Source organism: Actinoplanes oblitus, from assembly GCF_030252345.1.
Classification (GTDB): Bacteria; Actinomycetota; Actinomycetes; order Mycobacteriales; family Micromonosporaceae; genus Actinoplanes; species Actinoplanes oblitus.
On the sequence record NZ_CP126980.1, the window covers coordinates 1,039,507 to 1,054,785 of the forward strand.

Genomic DNA, 15,279 nt, shown 5'->3' on the forward strand with positions numbered 1-15,279 from the left:
GCCCTCTCGTTCGGGTTCCGACGCTTGTTGATTCGGCACGGAGGGGACCGGGTTTAGTAGCGACACGGGTGTCGTCAGACTGCTACTCGGGACACCTCGCGCACCGAGGTCAAACCGCCCGCCGCCTTGGCCAGGCCGTCGGCGCGCAGTTCGTACATGCCCTGGGCGAGCGCGACCTCGCGGATCTCGCCGGCCGCGGCCCGCTGGATGCACAGCGACTCGATCTCCGGGCTGATCGGCATCACCTCGTGCAGCGCGATCCGGCCCTTGTACCCGGTGTTCGCGCAGTTGCGGCAGCCCACCGGCCGGTAGAGCACCTGCGGGAACGCCAGGTCCTCCAGCGGCCACCGGGCGCCGAGCACCTCCTCCTCGGTCGGCTGGTACGCCTCCTTGCACCAGTCGCAGAGCCGGCGCGCCAGCCGCTGGGCCAGGACGCAGTCCAGCGACGAGCCGACCAGGAACGGCTCGATGCCCATCTCGGTGAGCCGGGTGACAGCGCCCGGCGCGTCGTTGGTGTGCAGCGTGGAGAGCAGCAGGTGACCGGTGAGCGCGGCCTCGACGGCGATCTGCGCGGTGGTGCCGTCCCGGATCTCACCGATCAGCACCACGTCCGGGTCGGAACGCAGGATGGCCGGCAGCACGGCCGCGAAGGTCAGCCCGGCCTTCGCGTTCACCTGCACCTGGTTGACCCCGCGCAGGCGGTACTCGACCGGGTCCTCGATGGTGATCACGTTGACCTCCGGCTTGCTGATCCGGCCCAGCGTGGCGTACAGGGTCGTCGACTTGCCGGATCCGGTCGGGCCGGTGACCAGCACCATCCCGTGCGGCTTGCTGAACGACTCCTCGAACCGGCGCAGGTTGTGCTCGGTGAACCCGAGCTTGCGCAGGTCCAGGTCGATGCCGCCGGTGTCGAGCACGCGGAGCACCAGCTTCTCGCCCCACACGGTGGGCAGCGTCGCGGTACGCAGGTCCACCGTCCGGTCCCGGATCAGCGCCGTGATCCGGCCGTTCTGCGGCACCCGCTTCTCGGTGATGTCGACGCCCGACATGATCTTGATGCGTGAGGTCAGCGCCGCCATCACGCCACGCGGCACGATGTCCACCTCGTGCAGCACGCCGTCGATCCGGTACCGCACCCGCATGTCGTCCTCGGTCGGCTCCAGGTGCAGGTCCGAGGCGCGGTTCATCACCGCCTGCTCGATCAGGCTGTTCACGTACCTGACGATCGGGGCGTCGTCGGTGCTGGTCTGCTGCGCGGCCATGCCGGCCGAGTCGCCGCTCTCGGCGTCCACCAGGTCACCGAGGTCGCTGTCCTCGCGCTGCAGCTTCTCGATGATCCGCCGGACCTCGCTGCGGGCCACCACCACCGGGCGGACCGTCATGCCGGTCGCGGCCCGTACGTCGTCCAGCGCCACCACGTCGGCCGGGTCGGTCACGCCGACCACCAGCTCGCCGTCGCTGATCGCCAGGCCGAGCACCCGGTGCCGCAGGACCACCGGCAGCGGGATCCGCTTGAGCGCTGTCGGGTCCGGCGTGAAGCCGACCAGATCGAGGGTGTTGATCCCGAACGCCGCGGCGGCCGCCTGGGTCAGCTGCTCCTCGGTGACCACCTGATCGTTGATCAGGACCGCGCGCACCGGCCGCCCGCTGCGCTGCGCCTCCTCGGCGGCGGCGTCGACCGCGTGCGGGTCGATGCCGATCTGCTTCAGGGCATCGAGCAGAGGCCGGAAGGTCTGGTCCATGAAGTCCTCAAGCGCGGCGGCACAGGGTATACACCCCTCCATCGGACATCCCGGCCGAAAACTTAGTGGCGAAAGGTCCGGCGATAAGCCGACGGCGCCACCCCGATAGTGGCGTGCAGGTGCTGCCGCAGGGCGGTGGCGCTGCCCAGCCCGGACCGCCGGGCTACCACGTCCACGCCCAGATCGGTGGACTCCAGCAGCAGCCGGGCGTGCTCCACCCGCTGCCGCAGCAGCCACTGCCGCGGGCTCGACCCGGTCTCGTCGCGGAACCGGCGGGTGAAGGTGCGCACGCTCATCCGGGCGTGCCCGGCCATCTCCTCCAGGGTGATCGGCTCGCTCAGCCGGTCGAGGACCCAGGCCCGGGTCGGCTCGGTGCCGGCGCCGGCCGCGGCCGGGATCGGGCGCTCGATGTACTGCGCCTGGCCGCCGTCCCGGAACGGTGGCACCACGCACCGGCGGGCGGCCCGGTTGGCCACCTCGGCGCCGTGGTCGGAGCGGACGATGTGCAGGCAGAGGTCCACCCCGGCACCGACCCCGGCGGAGGTCAGCACGTCGCCGTCGTCGACGAAGAGCACGTCGAAGTCCCAGTCGACCCGCGGATAGAGGCCACCGATCCGCTTCGCCCAGGCCCAGTGGGTGGCCGCCGGGCGGCCGTCCAGCAGACCGGCCGCGGCGAGCACCGAGGCGCCCGTGCAGATCGACACGATCCGGGCGCCGCGGGCGGCCGCGGCGAGCAGGGCGGCGCGGACCGGCTCCGGAAGCGTGCCGTCGGTGACCGGGCCGCCGGTATGGATGCCGGGAACCAGCACGGTGTCGGCCCGGTCCACCGCCGAGAGGCCGAACTCCGGCGTCACCGTGAAGCCGGCTTCGGTCGACGCCGGTCCCTCGCCGCAGAAGAGCAGCTGGTAGAGGCGATTCCGGTCCGCGTCGCGGGACGCGCCGAAAACCTGGGCCGGCACTCCGAGGTCGAACGGGACGACGCCCTCCAGGACGAGCACGGCGATCGTGTGAACCATGGCTCGATTCTTACGCATGATGGCCTTCGGGCCACTCGCCCGAACCGGCCGGACTCCCGAGAATCGATCACGTGAAGATGCGCATCCACCCCGCCTGGACGGTCGCCGCCGTCGCGTTCGTCGCGCTGATCGGTGCGGCCGGCTTCCGGTCCACCCCATCGGTGATGTTGCAGCCGCTGCACGCCGAGTTCGGCTGGTCGCTCGGCACCATCTCCGCCGCCGTCTCGGTGAACCTGCTGCTCTACGGCCTGACCGCGCCGTTCGCCGCGGCGCTGATGGCGAAGTTCGGCATCCGCCGGGTGGCCGCCGCCGCGCTGCTGCTGGTCGCGCTCGGCTCCGGGCTGACCGTGTGGATGCACCAGAGCTGGCAGCTGATGCTCTGCTGGGGCGTGCTGGTCGGGCTCGGCACCGGTTCGCTCGCGCTGGGCTTCGTGGCCACCATCACCGGCCGGTGGTTCGTCAAGCACCGGGGCCTGGTCACCGGGGTGCTCACGGCCGGTGGTGCGACCGGCAACCTGATCTTCCTGCCGGCGCTGTCGACCATCACCGAGTCGCACGGCTGGCGGACCGCGGCGCTCACCGTCTCGGCGGTCGCGCTGCTGGTCGTACCGTTGATCCTCTGGCGCCTCCGGGACCACCCGCGGGACCTCGGGGTGACGGCTCTCGGCGGGCTCACCGAGCCGCCGGCGCAGCCGGTGGGCAACGCCGCCAAGGCCGCGCTGACAGCTCTCCGCGACGCCGCCAGGACCCGGGCCTTCTGGCTGCTCGCCGGCGGTTTCGCGATCTGCGGGGCGACCACCAACGGCCTGGTCGGCACGCACTTCATCCCGGCCGCGCACGACCACGGCATGCCGAACACCACGGCGGCGAGCCTGCTCGCCCTGGTCGGCCTCTTCGACATCGTCGGCACGATCGCCTCCGGCTGGCTCACCGACCGCGTCGACAGCCGCGTCCTGCTCGGCGCCTACTACGCGCTGCGCGGTCTGTCCCTGCTGGTGCTGCCGTCGATCCTGGCCGCCACCGCACACCCGAGCATGCTGGTCTTCATCCTCTTCTACGGCCTCGACTGGGTCGCCACCGTGCCGCCCACCGTCACCCTGTGCCGCGAATACTTCGGCGCCGCCGGGCCTGTCGTCTTCGGCTGGGTCTTCGCCGCCCACCAGTTCGGCGCCGCGATCGCCGCCACCTCCGCCGGGCTGGTCCGCGATCAGCTGGGCGCCTACACCTGGGCCTGGTACGGCGCCGGCGCCCTGGCCCTGCTGGCCTCGATCCTGAGCCTGATGCTCTTCGCCGGCAAACACCTCAAGCCGATCGCGCCCGGCCTCGGCCTCGCGGTCCCGGCCGCCAAGGCCTGAGGCGCGCGGTCCGCCCGGGTCGTGACACCCCTTTCCGGTACGCCTACCAGCACCGTGGCTGGTCCTGGTGGTGGTGTCCGTGGCGCCGAGACCACCGTGAGTGCCAGCCGCAGTCGGTGGCTGGTCGTGGTGGTGGTGTCGGGAGCGTTGAGGCCACCGTGAGTGCCAGCCGCGATCCGTGGCTGGTGGTGGTGTCGGGGGTGTTGAGGCCACCGTGAGTGCCAGCCGCGACCCCCGGCTGGCGCTGGGCGGGACCGGCAGCGCCCCAGGCACCACGAACCACGACCCGCGCCGCGGTCAGGCAGACCGGATCGCCTCGCGCGGGCGGGCGCCGCCACGGGACACCGGGTACGCACGGATGCTCCGGTCGTACCGAAAAGCGGTCGGGAAAAAGGCTAGGGTGTGACCTGGACCACTTCGAGGAGGCCGCTGAGGACCAGGATCTGGCGGACGTTGTCGCTCGGGCGGGCCAGGACGAACGGGATCTCCTGGTCGCGCGCCCGCTGGAAACCCGAGATCAGCGCACCCAGCCCGGTGGAGTCGATGAACGCCACGTCCGCCATGTTCACCACGATCTGGCCCGGTCGCCCGGCCACCGCCTCACCGAGGGCCACCCGAACCTGCTCGACGGTCAGCACGTCGATCTCCCCGTGCAGCGAGACGGTGGTGGTGCCGCCGGCGGTATCCAGCGTTGTCACTTCTTCGATCACCGGGGGGCCTTCCGTCTCACCGGGCGTGTGCCCGCTTTGCTGTGGCGGGGGTTCCACGTACGGTAATCGGCATCACCAAGACGTGAGGAGCACGGTGTGCCGATCCGTGGCGGTCTGCCGCCGCGCAACCCCCGCTTCGTGGGCCGTGAAGAGCTACTGTCCCGCGTGCGCGGCCTGCTCGGCAATGGTCCAGTGGTGTTGCTGCCGAGTCCGGACCATCAACTCGGCGGAACTGGACGTACCCAGTTGGCGGTGGAGTATGCCTACCGGCACGCCGACGCCTACGACCTGGTCTGGTGGATCCCGGCGGAGCAGAACGCGGGGATGCGGGCGGCGCTCGCCGGCCTGGCACAGAAACTCGGGCTGCCCGAGGCCCGTGATCTGAACCGCACCCTCGGGGCGGTGCGCGACGCGCTGAGCCGGGGCGAGCCCTACCGGCACTGGCTGGTCGTCTTCGAGAACGCGAACCGGCCCGAGGACATCATGCCGTACCTGCCGTCCGGGGCCGGGCACGTGCTGGTGACCAGCCGCAACCCGCGCTGGACCGCCGAGGTGGCGCAGGCCCTGCCGGTGCCGGTGTTCGACCGGGCGGACGCTGTCGACATGCTGCGCGGCCGGGCTCCGGAGCTGTCCGCGCAGGAAGCCGACCGGCTCGCCGATCGCCTGGGCGACGTGCCGATCGCGCTCGACCTGGCCGCCGCGGTCCGGTCCGCCACCGGCTGGCCGGTCCCGGAATACCTGGACCGCTACGACCGGCGGGCCGCCGAGCTGGCCTTCCCCACTCCGCTCCGGGTCACCTGGGGGCTGGCCGCCGACGCGCTCGCCGAGGCCGGCCCGGCCGACCGGATGCTGCTCGAACTCTGCACGTTCCTGGCCAGCGCCCCGATCTCCTGGCAGCTGCTCTGGGCGGCGCGCACCCTGCCGCTGGACCCGCAGGTGGCCCGGACGGTCCGGGTGGAGCGCCGGCTGCGGGCCGCGATGCGCCGTATCGCCCGGTACGGCCTGGCCGGCCTGGACCCGTCCGGCGAGCGGCTCACCGTGCACCCGCTGATCCGCGGCATGTTCGCCCAGGAGCTCAGCTCGGAGCGGCACGCGGAGCTGCTGCGGACGGTTCGCGGCATGCTGTCGGCGGCCGATCCGGGTGACCCGGACAACCCGGCCGGCTGGTACCGGTACGCCGAACTGGCCCCGCACCTGATCCACTCGGACCTGCTCGGCGGTGACGCCGAGGAGGTCCGCCAGCTGGTGATCAACTGCATCCGGTTCCACTACGCCCGCGGCGACTACGACTCCAGCCGCGAGCTGGCCGGCGCCGCGGTGGCCCGCTGGCGCGACGCGCTGGGCGAGTCCGCCGAGCAGACCCTGCTCGCCTCGTTCCACCTGGCGAACGCGCTGCGGGCGGTGGGCCGGACGACCGACGCCCGGACCCTCAACCTGCAGACCCTGCGCACCCAGCGGGAGGTGTTCGGCGCCGACGACGAGGCCACCCTGGCCACCGCCAACAGCGTCGGCGGCGACCTGCGGATGCAGGGCCACTTCGGCCAGGCCCGGCAGCTCGACGCGGACAACCTGGTGCGCTACCGCCGGCTGTTCGGGGACAGCTTCCCGACCGCGCTGCGCTGTGCCAACAACCTCGGCATCGACCTGCGACTGATCGGCGACTTCCGGGGCGCCCGGGCACTCGACGAGCAGACCCTGCGGCACCGGCAGGCGATCAACGCGCCCGGCCACCCGGAGACGCTGGCGTCCCGGGCCGCGCTGGCCTACGACCTGTTCGGGCTGGGCGACTACGCCGGGGTGGCGACGGTGCTGGGCGGGCACGCCGAGCAGGTGGCCGAGGACCACCCGTTCGCGCTCTGGGCCGGCCGGCTGACCGCGATGGCCGCGCACCGGCGGGGCCGGCCGGAGGCACGTGAGCTGGCCACCGCCAACTTCGCCGCGTGCCGGCAGCGCTTCGGCGACCTGAACGTGGACACCCTGTCCACCGCGGTCTCGCTGGCCAACTGCGTGCGCGCCGCCGGTGACCTGACCGGCGCGCACGAGCTGCTGGAGCGGGCGGTGATCCGGTTCCACGCGGTGCTCGGCGACGAGCACCCGTTCACCCTGGCCGCCTCGGCCGGGCTGGCCGGGGTGGTCCGCGCGGCCGGGCGGCACCACGAGGCCCGGACCATCGACGAGGAGGTGCTCGGCGGGCTGCGGCGCAGTGTCGGCGCCGATCACCCGTTCACGCTGAGCTGTGCGAACGGGCTGGCCGCCGACCTGTTCGCGGCCGGTGAGGCGCAGCCGGGGCGGGAGCTGGCCGCTGACACACTGCGCCGGTCCCGGGTGGTGCGCGGCGCCGACCATCCGGACACGGTGGCCTGCGCCTGGAACCTGGCGCTCGCCGACCAGGACGAGGCGGGGCAGCAGCAGGCACTGGCGGCGCTGACGAAGGCGTACGGCGACGGCCACCCGATCTTTCAGGTGACCGCCGCCGGCAAACGTCTGGAGACGGACATCGACCTGCCGCCGTTGTGAGGCTCAGCCGGCCAGCGGGATGTCCCTCTCGCTGTCGGCCTGCTTGTCGAGGAGCTCGGTGACGCCCAGGGCGGGCATCGGCTTGGCGAAGTGGTAACCCTGCGCCCGGCTGCACGCCAGCTCCCGCAGCCACTCGGCCTGCGCCGCGTCCTCCACGCCCTCGGCCACCGGCGCCAGGTTGAAGGTCCGGGCGATGTGCAGCACCGCCTCGGCCACCGACGCCCCGCCGCTCTCCGGCATCGCCTGCACGAACGAGCGGTCGATCTTGACCACGTCCACCGGCAGCGCGCTCAGGTGGCTGAGCGAGGAGAACCCGGTGCCGAAGTCGTCCAGCGCGATCCGTACGCCGAGCTCCTTCAGCTCGCTGAGGATCCGCGCCGACTCGACCAGGTCGACCAGCGCCACCGACTCGGTCAGCTCCAGGACCAGGTGCTCCGGGTCCAGGCCGGTACGCTCCAGCACCGCGCGGACCTCGGCCACCAGGTTCGGGTTGCTCAGCTGTGAGGCGGACAGGTTGACGTTCATCTCGAAGCCGGGGAACTGGCGCTGCCAGTGCACCGCCTGCCGGCACGCCTCCTCGAGCACCCAGCCGCCGAGCCGGGGGAGCAGGCCGAGCTGCTCGGCCAGCTCCAGGAAGAGGCCGGGCGGGACCAGGCCCTTCTCCGGGTGCTGCCAGCGGATCAGCGCCTCGACGCCGACGGTGTGCTCGCCGTCCAGGTCGACGATCGGCTGGTAGTGCACCTCGAACTCGCCCAGGTCCAGGGCCCGGATGATGTCGCCCTCGGCCTTGCGGCGCTGCTCCTCCAGGGCGAACAGCTCGGGGTCGAACCGGCGGACCGCGCCGCCGCCGTCCAGCTTGGCCCGGTGCAGGGCCTGGTCGGCCTCGCGCAGCACGTGGTCGATGCCGTCGCCGCCGTCGGTCAGCGCGACACCCGCGCTGGCCCGGATGGTCATCCTGACGCCGTCCACCTCGATCGGCCGGTGCAGCTCGGTGAGCACCCGCTCGGCCACCGCGACGGCTGCCTGCTCGTCCTCCAGGCCGGGCAGCAGCACCACGAACTCGTCGCCATCGAGGCGGGCCACCACGTCGTTGGCGCGCACGTTGGCGGCCAGCCGGTCGGCGGCGGCGCGCAGCAGGCCGTCGCCGATCTCGTGACCGTGCGTGTCGTTGAGCTCGCGGAAGCCGTCCAGGTCGACCACGATCACCGCGGTCATCGTCCGGCTCGCCTCGGCCAGCTCGTGCTCGGCCCGCTCCAGGAACATCGTGCGGTTGCCGACGCCGGTCAGCGGGTCCCGGTAGGCCTGCCGGACCAGCAGCGCCCGCTGCGTCGTCATCTCCCGGATCAGGGCCTTGTCCGAACCGGCGCCGATCCAGCGACGCGCCAGCACCGTCACGGCCATCGCCAGCAGCAGCCAGATCGCTCCCCGGGCGAGTTCGCCCTGCAGGTGCCGGATGCCGCTGACGGCGAGGGCCGCCGCTGTCGGCGCGAACCGCAGGATCGGCCGCTCCGGCGCGACCAGCAGCATCGCCAGGCCGAGACAGAGGGCCGCGGCCACCGGAACCAGCCGGGTCGTCCAGGTGCCGCCGGCAGCGTCCGCCGCAGGCCACACCAGCAGTACCAGTGAAGCCAGAACGATGCCGTCGTCGACGACGCGCCGCATCCGGTCCAACAGTGCTTTCCGAGCCACGATCCACCTCCGGTCGCTCAGATCGGTCCACCGGCGGTCGGGTTAAGTGATCCAGGTCGCCTTTCGGGCTCTGCTACCGAGTACAAAACCGCAGGTCAACCGAGCTGCAACCGACAGTTCGGCGGTACTGTCGGCTGCACGTGCAGAAGCCGGTGCGTCAGCCCGAGAGCCAGGCCGCCAGGTCCGCGATGTCCGCTTCCGGAGCGGCGAGTGCCGCAGCGCGGACGATCTCCGGCCGGTCGCGCAGCGCGCGATGCGGCGAGACCAGGGCCAGCCCGCTCCAGGCCGCCTCGCGCGAGCGGTCCGTCAGAAGAGCTTTCCGGTACGCCCGGAGCGCCGCCCCGTGGCTGCCCCGCAGACACGCGTCGTCGCCGTCCAGCGCCGCCCGCTCCGGCTCGTCCCGCAGCAGCGCCCGGATCAGCCGCAACCGCGGGCTCGACTCCACGACCCGTTCGGTGCGGGCCACCGTGGCCTCGACCGCGGGCGGCGGCTGCCCGGCCCGCCACGCCGCGGCCAGCGCCGCCGCGTCGCCGGGCGGCACGGTCAGGTTCCGCAGCCGCCAGCGCGCCCGGTGATCGGCCCGGGCCAGTCCGGCCAGCCGGTCCACCTCGGGATCCACCGGCTCGGCCAGCCACGGCGCCACCTCGTCGCGCAGCGCGGCCACCACCCGGGCCCCGGCCGGGGTCAGCGCGCCGCCGCCGAGCAGCCGCCCGGCCGTCTCGTGCACCGCCACCCGCCAGCGGGCGAACTCGAACTCGGCCTCGCTGACGCCCGGCGCGGCCGGTCCGCCGTCGCGGGCGTCGAACTCGGCCTGCCCTTGTTCGCCGGCGTCGTACGCGGCCTGCCCTTGTTCGCCGGCGTCGCGCGTGGCCGGTCCGGCTTCGCCGATGCCTCGCGCCGCGCCGGCGGCCCGCAGCTCGGCACGCCAGAAGCGGGTCACGGCCAGGAAGGCGTAGATGCCGTGCAGGATGCCGAAGACCGGCCGCGGGTCCTCCCGCCACGGCGAATAACTCCGGTCCGCCCCCGGTGCGACCAGGGGGAAGAGCCCGTGCGCCGCGTTCAGCACGCTGTGCTGGGTCTCGTGCAGCAGCGCGACCGCCAGCCCGGTCCCGGAGGCCGGCGCCGACATCGCCACCGCCCCGAACGCCTCCGCCGAGGTGGCGCTCACGCCCTCGGCGAGCGGGTCCGGGCGGGCCGGCACGATCACCCGCAGCACACCGCCGAGGATGCCGGCCGCCGCCGGATGCCTGTCGACCAGGATCCGCCACGCCGCGTCGAGGCAGCGCCGCCAGTGCGCCAGCCCGGCCGGGTCGAGCGGCTCGGCCGGCGGCAGCCCGATCAGGTGGCGCAGCGGACCCCGGTCGTCCAGCCGCACTCGCAGGGTGCGCCCGGCGTGCGTGGTGACCAGCAGATGCCCGGCCGGCTCGGGTAGCTCACCGACAGTGGGCGGCACCCCGGCGCGGCGCGCGGCCAGCAGCCGGGCCGCCCACAGGCCGGTCATCGGGTCGGCGGCGCGCTGCCGGGACTGATCGGCCGGCAACGCGCGCAGGTGGGCGTACCAGAAGGGGTCTTCGGGAACCGCGCGCCGAGCCTCCCGCAGGAGGAGCAGATGGCGGCTGAGGCGGGCCCGGCGCAGCAGGGCGAGGGTGTCGGCCGAAGGCCGGCCGGCACCCAGGGCGGCGAGGTCGGCGTCGGCGAGCCGGAACTGGCGCAAACCGCAGATCCCGCCGGTCAGAGCGCCGAGTTGAAGCCGGCGATCTGCTCGCTGGGTCCGGCCAGGTCGTCGGCGAACCGGCGCAGGCAGTGGTCCAGGGCGGAGTCCTCCCGGGCGACCAACTCGTCCAGGGTGGACTCGGAGACGTCGATCATGGCGGACCGCCAGTCCGGCGCGTGTGCGTCGTGCGGCTGACCCGTCTCCACGGCACCCCCTCGATCGTGGCGGTCGATGCGTTGTCTGAAGGTTACGGCGGTCGCCGGGTCGGGTGAGCGCCGGGAGTCGCTACGGTGGGTGCTCGCAGGGATGGCGCGGTCGTGATCTCATGGGACTTCACCACCGCGAGTCGGTAACGGAGGGCGAAACGTGCTGGGTGGAGATCTGGGCGCCGCTGGCGGCGCGCCCCGGCCGCGGGGTGCGGCCGCGGCGCTGGCCGATCGGGTGGCGGCGTTGCAGGCGTCGGCCGCCGGTGCTGACGGGGCGATCCTGGTCACCGTGGCGAGTTCCGGCAACGTGACCGGGCTGGAGCTGGACGAGCGGTCGCTGGGTCTGGGCGCGCCCGGGCTGGCGACCGAGATCCTGCGGACCATCCGGCGGGCCCAGTCGGCGCTCGCCGATCGGGTGGCCGACGCGGTCGAGGCCACCGTGGGCATCGAGACCGAGACCGGCAAGGCGGTGCTGGACAGCTTCGCCCAGCGGTTCCCGGTGCAGCCGGACGAGCCGGCCGCCCCGGTGATGCCGGCGCGGGCGCCGTTCCCCAGCTTCTCGACCACGCCCACGCTGCCGCACCAGGCTCCGGGCGGCGGTTACGAGGGCGGGCGGGACAGCCGTGCACGCTGAACCGAACCCGCGGCTGCCCCGGCGCGGCCCGGCCCCGGCGGTCGACCAGATGAGCAACGCCGAGCTGGCCCGGATGGTCGAGGCCGAGCACCCGTACCGGGGGAAGGCGCTCTTCGAACTCTGCGACCGGCTGCCGCACGACGACGACGCGGTGACCAAGGTGGCGATGCTGACCCGGCTCACCTCGCTGCGCCGCGCCCGGCTCTTCGACCGGGTGTCGCTGGCCTGGTCGGCGATCATCGCGCTGCTGGCCGCGGAGACGGCGAACGCCCGGGACGAGGCGTATGCCGCCTTCCGGGCGCTGGATCCCGCCGAGCAGCGGGACATGCTGGACTATCTGGAGGTCACCGCGATCGAGGAGGCCCACCCGCGCATCGCGTGAGCGGGCCCCCGGTTACCTGTGGACTACATCTCCACCTTCACGTCCTTGCGGAAGGCCACCCGATCCCGGACCGCTGACGCGTCCGGTTTCGGGTCCGGGTAATACCAGGCGGCGTCCGCGGCGGTCTGCCCGTCGGCCCGTAGTGAGTAGTAGGAGGCCTTGCCCTTCCACGGGCAGACGGTGTGCGTGTCGGAGGGGATGAGCACGTCCTCACGGACCGAGGTGAGCGGGAAGTAGTAATTCCCCTCGAGCACCACGGTGTCGTCGCTCTCCGCGATCACTTCGTCGTTCCAGATGGCCTTCGGCATGCCTCGAACGTAGCGCGTCGTCGGTTTTGTGACTGATATGCGCGTTTTATTCACCTCTCGCGGGTGAAAGGCGGCGAGATTGCCGCCGTACCGTAGAATTCCCCTGATTTGTCGATCAAGAAGGGCTCTGATGACCCGGCTTGACGAGCTACGCGGCTCCGGTAAGGCCAAACGGCACAACGCGCGCACCATCGCCGCGCTGACCGGGAACCCGGGCTGCAACCGGCGTGCCGTCCTCGACGCGGCCGGCGTCGACAAGCTGAAGCTCGCCGAGACAGTGGGCTTTCCCGGCAGCTTCGGCCAGTCCCGGTTCGCGCTCTCCCGCGGCAACGCGTTCGAGGCGATGCTCAAGGCTGACGACTGCGCGCTGCTGCGCACGGTCCTCGACGCCGACGGGCCCGCGCCGTACCAGGACCTCGGCGCCGACACCGACGACACGCTGGGGGACCGGCACGCGCGGACCGTCGACCTGCTCGCCTCCGCGTCCGCCGCGCTGATCGACCACCCGCTGCTCACCCTCGAGATCGCCGGGCAGACCGTCTACCTCGAACCCGACCTGGTCGCCTACGCACACGCGGGCCGGTTGCAGGTCGTCGAGATCAAGTCGTTCGCTATCGTCGACGGGCAGGCGGAGAGCGCCAAGGTGTCGGCGGCCGCCACCCAGGCCGCTGTCTACGTGCTGGCCCTGCGCGAGCTGCTCGGCCGGCTCGGCATGGACCCGCTGCTGGTCGACCACGAGGTGGTGCTGGTCTGCCCGGAGAACTTCGCGATGCGCCCGGTCGCGGTCCGGCTCGACGTCCGCAAACAGCTCGCCACCCTGCGCCGGCAGCTGTCCCGGCTCGCCACGGTCGGCGAGATCATCGACGCGCTGCCCGCCGGGCTCACCTTCGACCTGAGCCGGCCGGCCGAGGAGCTCACCGCGGCGCTCGGCCAGGTGACCCCGCGCTACGCCCCGGAGTGCCTGTCCACCTGCGAACTCTCCACGTTCTGCCGGCACGAGGCGGCCGGGACCACCGGGGCGCTGGGCCGGCCGGTGCGGGAGGCGCTCGGCGGGATCGAGACGGTGGCGGAGGTGCTGGCGCTCGCCTCCGGCGTGCAGGCGCCCGCGGCGGATCAGGAGGAGGCGGCGGCGTTGTTGCGGGCCGCTCTGCGGCTGCGGACCGAGGCGCTTTCCTCGGGGTACGCGGATCCGCTCGCTCCGCTCGTCGAGTCGCCCGCTCCGCCCACCGGGTCCGTTCCGCCCACCGAGCCCGTTCCGCCCACCGGGTCCGTTCCGCCCACCGAGCCCGCTCCGCCCACCGAGCCCGTTGCGCCCACCGAGCCCGTTCCGCCCACCGGGTCCGTTCCGCCCACCGAGCCGGCTCCGCTCGTCGGGCCGGCTCCGCTCGTCGGGCCGGCTCCGCTCGTCGGGCCCGCTCCGCTCGCCGGGCCCGCTTCGTGAGTGTGCTCACCGCTCTCGCTCGTGCGCAGGCCGTCGCGTCCGGGCGGGCGCAGCCCATCGCCACCGTGCGCCACCTGCACGTGCACGACCACCCGCTGGTGCTGATCCCGCTGGCCATGGCCGGCGAGGCGAACGCCCCGCTGGCCGCGCTCGCCGGCACCGACCCGGCGAAACCGGAACTGCTGGTGGTCACCCAGCCGCGGGACCGTGACGAGCGGTTCCGGTTCGCCGACCGGCTCGGCCAGATCCTGGTCGCGTACGCCGACTCGTTCACCGACCAGACCGAGGACGTGCCGGTCGAGCGGGGCAAGGACGTCCGGACCCGGTACGCCGACGCCCCGCAGCTCTGGGTGCCGAACCCGGCCGGCGTCGACTTCCTGCGCCTGTTCGGCCGGTCCACCCGGTTCCGCACCGTCGACGGCGAGCACCCGGTGCCGGTCTCGGTGCCGCTGCTCGGCCGGTGGCTGACGTTCTTCGCCAACAGCGCCGAGGTACCCGGCTCGTCCCTGCTGCTCACCGCGGTGCAGGCGCTCGGGCTGCACTGGACCACCGGGCAGAGCGGTGCCGAGGACGCCCAGCTGGGTGTGCTGCTCGCCTGGATCGAGGAGGGTGCCGAGGCGGCCCGCGCGGTGGAGAACGGCCCGGTCGCCGGCCCGGCCACCGACCCGGATTTCGACAACAAGGTGCTCGCCCCGCTGATCGAGCGCGCCGCCCCGGAACTGTCCGAGGTGCTCCGCTCGCTGCTGATGCCCACCTGGGACCGGATGTGGCGGACCCTGAACCTGCTGCGCCGGCTGCCGGCAGGGGAGCGGGTGGGCCGGCGCTGGGAGGGCGACAAGGACGCGTACACGGCGTTCAGCCAGTACGTCGCGGAGGGCGGCGCCCCGCAGCCCCGCCGGGACGGCGCGGTCGCCGCCGCCGCCCGGTTGCAGCGGCTGGAGAGCGCCGCCTCCCGCTACGCGGTGCAGCGCGCCTTCGACGACCCGCTGGTGCTGGCGGAGTACCGGCTGTCCGGCGCCGCCTTCGCCGGGACTGTCACGCTGGCCGCCCCGGACCGCGTCGACGACAGCGGCAAGCGTCCGGTCCTCCGCCCGCGCATCATGGTCCGCACCACCGAACAGGTGCGGGTCGAGCCCGGCACCTCCCTGACCTCGCCCACGCGCCCGTCCCAGAAGGCCCGAGTGGTCTCGGTGACCAGGGTCGACCCGGCCGCCGGACGCCCGGCGCCGGCGGCGATCCCGCCCTCCACCGAACCGGACGCCACCCCGGCTTCAGCCTCCGTGACGCTCACCGCCGCCCCCGTCTCCTCGTCGGCGTCCGGCGTTGTCGAGTTCGATGTGCTGCTGGAGCTGTCCGGGGGGATGGGCCGCAAGCTCGTCGCCGAGCCGGGCAGCGTCCCCGCGGTGGGCGAGCGCCTGATCTTCACCACGCTGAGTGAGGAGTTCCGCCGCGGCGGTGCTCTCCCGGATCCGTCGGAGACCCCATGGACCCACGGCGGCCCACCGGTCTACGAGGAATCACCGGCCTGACCACGAGCAACCAGGCCGGGCCGAGTCGGTCCTGTC

General features: G+C 73.2%; 12 protein-coding genes and 1 pseudogene. 6 read left to right on the forward strand and 7 right to left on the reverse strand.

Annotation, left to right across the window (positions count from 1 at the left end; genetic code table 11):
- Positions 1 to 74: 74 nt before the first annotated feature.
- A complete protein-coding gene (locus tag Actob_RS04700) occupies positions 75 to 1,742 on the reverse strand; it encodes a GspE/PulE family protein (RefSeq protein ID WP_284918822.1) in 1,668 nt (555 codons plus the stop codon).
- 62 nt (positions 1,743 to 1,804) lie between these two features.
- The gene (locus tag Actob_RS04705; protein ID WP_284918823.1) at positions 1,805 to 2,776 is read right to left on the reverse strand and encodes a GlxA family transcriptional regulator; all 972 of its coding nucleotides are present in this window, start codon (positions 2,774 to 2,776) and stop codon (positions 1,805 to 1,807) included.
- Positions 2,777 to 2,835: 59 nt separating this feature from the next.
- On the opposite strand from Actob_RS04705, the gene Actob_RS04710 reads away from it, so the two are divergent.
- Positions 2,836 to 4,113, forward strand: coding sequence for an MFS transporter (locus Actob_RS04710; RefSeq protein ID WP_284922233.1), 1,278 nt, complete (start codon positions 2,836 to 2,838; stop codon positions 4,111 to 4,113).
- A 395-nt stretch (positions 4,114 to 4,508) separates the two neighbouring features.
- Here Actob_RS04710 and Actob_RS04715 read toward each other — a convergent pair whose 3' ends face one another.
- Positions 4,509 to 4,811, reverse strand: a complete 303-nt coding sequence (locus Actob_RS04715; protein WP_284918824.1) for an STAS domain-containing protein — start codon at positions 4,809 to 4,811, stop codon at positions 4,509 to 4,511.
- A 177-nt stretch (positions 4,812 to 4,988) separates the two neighbouring features.
- Here Actob_RS04715 and fxsT point away from each other — a divergent pair, with 177 nt between their 5' ends.
- Positions 4,989 to 7,340, forward strand: coding sequence for an FxSxx-COOH system tetratricopeptide repeat protein (gene fxsT, locus Actob_RS04720; RefSeq protein WP_284922234.1), 2,352 nt, complete (start codon positions 4,989 to 4,991; stop codon positions 7,338 to 7,340).
- 3 nt (positions 7,341 to 7,343) lie between these two features.
- Here the strand turns inward: fxsT and Actob_RS04725 are convergent, their stop codons facing one another.
- The 3 genes from Actob_RS04725 to fxsA all read right to left on the reverse strand — a co-directional run bounded on the left by Actob_RS04725 (position 7,344) and on the right by fxsA (position 10,949).
- A complete protein-coding gene (locus Actob_RS04725) occupies positions 7,344 to 9,029 on the reverse strand; it encodes a putative bifunctional diguanylate cyclase/phosphodiesterase (protein WP_284918825.1) in 1,686 nt (561 codons plus the stop codon).
- A gap of 157 nt (positions 9,030 to 9,186) precedes the next feature.
- Entirely contained in the window at positions 9,187 to 10,743 is a 1,557-nt protein-coding gene (locus Actob_RS04730) for an aKG-HExxH-type peptide beta-hydroxylase (protein WP_284918826.1), read from the reverse strand.
- Between the two features lie 17 nt (positions 10,744 to 10,760).
- The gene (gene fxsA / locus Actob_RS04735) at positions 10,761 to 10,949 is read right to left on the reverse strand and encodes an FxSxx-COOH cyclophane-containing RiPP peptide (protein ID WP_284918827.1); all 189 of its coding nucleotides are present in this window, start codon (positions 10,947 to 10,949) and stop codon (positions 10,761 to 10,763) included.
- 160 nt (positions 10,950 to 11,109) lie between these two features.
- Between fxsA and Actob_RS04740 the strand changes: the two genes are divergently transcribed.
- Together Actob_RS04740 and Actob_RS04745 are read left to right on the forward strand one after the other, a co-directional pair.
- Entirely contained in the window at positions 11,110 to 11,583 is a 474-nt protein-coding gene (locus Actob_RS04740) for a hypothetical protein (protein WP_284918828.1), read from the forward strand.
- Positions 11,573 to 11,965 carry a hypothetical protein gene (locus tag Actob_RS04745; RefSeq protein ID WP_284918829.1) on the forward strand — a complete coding sequence of 131 codons (393 nt, stop codon included), beginning with the start codon at positions 11,573 to 11,575 and terminating at the stop codon, positions 11,963 to 11,965. Before Actob_RS04740 ends, Actob_RS04745 begins: the two co-directional genes overlap by 11 nt.
- Before the next feature lie 23 nt (positions 11,966 to 11,988).
- Here the strand turns inward: Actob_RS04745 and Actob_RS04750 are convergent, their stop codons facing one another.
- The gene (locus Actob_RS04750) at positions 11,989 to 12,273 is read right to left on the reverse strand and encodes a DUF427 domain-containing protein (RefSeq protein WP_284918830.1); all 285 of its coding nucleotides are present in this window, start codon (positions 12,271 to 12,273) and stop codon (positions 11,989 to 11,991) included.
- Between the two features lie 130 nt (positions 12,274 to 12,403).
- On the opposite strand from Actob_RS04750, the pseudogene Actob_RS04755 reads away from it, so the two are divergent.
- Both Actob_RS04755 and Actob_RS04760 read left to right on the forward strand, forming a co-directional pair.
- Positions 12,404 to 13,447: pseudogene (locus Actob_RS04755) on the forward strand (hypothetical protein); the annotation flags it as partial.
- Between the two features lie 263 nt (positions 13,448 to 13,710).
- Complete coding sequence (locus tag Actob_RS04760) at positions 13,711 to 15,243, forward strand: hypothetical protein (RefSeq protein WP_284918831.1); 1,533 nt, start codon at positions 13,711 to 13,713, stop codon at positions 15,241 to 15,243.
- Positions 15,244 to 15,279 lie beyond the last annotated feature (36 nt).